The following is a 1,998-nucleotide window of genomic DNA, read 5'->3' as shown; positions in this document are numbered from 1 at the left end:
TCGGCGGAGGCGCCGAAGTGGTCGAGGCTGATGATCCGGCCGGCGTCGCCGACGAGTTCGCGCCAGCCCTGGGCGATGCCGGCCTCGACGGAGACCCGGGCCCGGACGTTCGGCGGCAGCACGCTGTCGCGGTACGCCTGGTCCTGCTCGGCGAACCACTCGACCGAGGGCATGGACACCACGCGGGTCGGGATGCCGTCGGCCTCCAGCGCCTCACGCGCCTGCACGGCGAGCTGCACCTCGGACCCGGTACCGATCAGGATCACCTTCGGCGAGGAGCCCGACGCCTCCGCGAGGACGTAACCGCCCTTGGCCGCACCCTCCGCGGAGTGGAACTCCTCCCGGTCCCAGGTCGGCACGCCCTGACGGGTCAGCGCCAGACCCACCGGACCCGGGTGGCTGGTGTGCCGCTCCACGATCGTGCGCCACACCACCGCCGTCTCGTTCGCGTCACCCGGACGCACCACCGACAGCCCCGGGATCGCCCGCAGAGCGGCCAGGTGCTCCACCGGCTGATGGGTCGGACCGTCCTCGCCCAGACCGATGGAGTCGTGCGTCCACACGTAGGTGACCGGCAGCTTCATCAGCGCGGCCAGCCGGACCGCCGGGCGCATGTAGTCCGAGAACACCAGGAACGTGCCCCCGTACACCCGCGTCCCCCCGTGCAGCGCGATCCCGTTCATGATCGAACCCATCGCGTGCTCACGGATCCCGAAGTGGATCGTCCGCCCGTACGGCGACGCCGACTTCAGCGCGTTGCCCTCCGGCAGGAACGACGACTCCTCGTCGATCGTGGTCAGGTTCGACTCCGCCAGGTCCGCGGAACCGCCCCACAGCTCCGGGATCAGCGCCCCGATCGCCTTCAGCGTGTCACCCGACGCCTTCCGGGTGGCAACATCCCTGCCCGCCGGGAAGACCGGCAGCGCCTTCTCCCAGCCGTCGGGAAGCTCACCGATCCGGATCCGGTCGAACTCCGCCGCACGCTCCGGGGACGCCGCACGCCAGGCGTGGTACGAGGCCTCCCACCGCTCACGGGCCGCCTTGCCCCGCCCCACGACCCCACGGGCGTGCTCCACGACCGCCTCGGACACCTCGAACGTCTTCTCCGGCGAGAACCCGAGGACCTTCTTCGTCGCGGCGATCTCCGCATCACCCAGCGCCGAGCCGTGCGCCTTCGCGGTGTCCTGCGCGTTCGGCGCCGGCCACGCGATGATGGTACGCATCGCGATGATCGACGGACGCCCCGTCTCCGCCTTCGCCGCGGCCAGCGCGGTCGCCAGCGCGTGCACGTCCACGTCACCGTCCGCCTTCGGCGTGATCCGCTGCACGTGCCAGCCGTACGCCTCGTACCGCGCCAGGACGTCCTCGGAGAACGCCGTCTGCGTGTCACCCTCGATCGAGATGTGGTTGTCGTCGTACAGCGCGACCAGGTTGCCCAGCCTCTGGTGCCCGGCCAGCGAGGACGCCTCCGCGGAGACACCCTCCTCCAGGTCCCCGTCCGAGACGATCGCCCACACCGTGTGGTCGAACGGCGACTCCCCGGCCGCCGCCTGCGGGTCGAACAGACCCCGCTCGTAACGGGCCGCCATCGCCATGCCCACCGCGTTCGCGATGCCCTGCCCCAGCGGACCGGTGGTCGTCTCCACCCCCGCGGTGTGCCCGTGCTCCGGATGCCCCGGCGTACGGCTGCCCGCGACCCGGAACGCCTTCAGGTCGTCCAGCGACAGACCGTAACCCGACAGGTAGAGCTGCGTGTAGAGCGTCAGCGACGTGTGCCCGGGGGACAGCACGAAGCGGTCACGTCCCACCCAGGCGGGATCCGTCGGGTCGTGACGCAGGAAACGCTGGAAGATCACGTACGCAGCGGGGGCCAGCGACATCGCCGTACCCGGATGCCCGTTACCCACCTTCTGCACAGCGTCCATCGCCAGGACCCGGGCCGTGTCGACGGTCCGCTGGTCCAGGTCGGTCCATTCGAAAGCGTTCGTCGGCGTGGTG

The 1,998-nt window shown here is 71.0% G+C and carries 1 protein-coding gene; it reads right to left on the bottom strand.

Going from position 1 to position 1,998, the window contains the following annotated elements:
* On the bottom strand, nucleotides 1-1,998 hold a 1,998-nt coding region (gene tkt / locus SNE206_RS39880), incomplete at both ends, for a transketolase (protein ID WP_407918488.1).

The organism is Kitasatospora sp. NE20-6, assembly GCF_045862635.1.
Note: the sequence above shows the minus strand (reverse complement) of the source record. Positions and strands in the feature narration are given on the sequence as shown.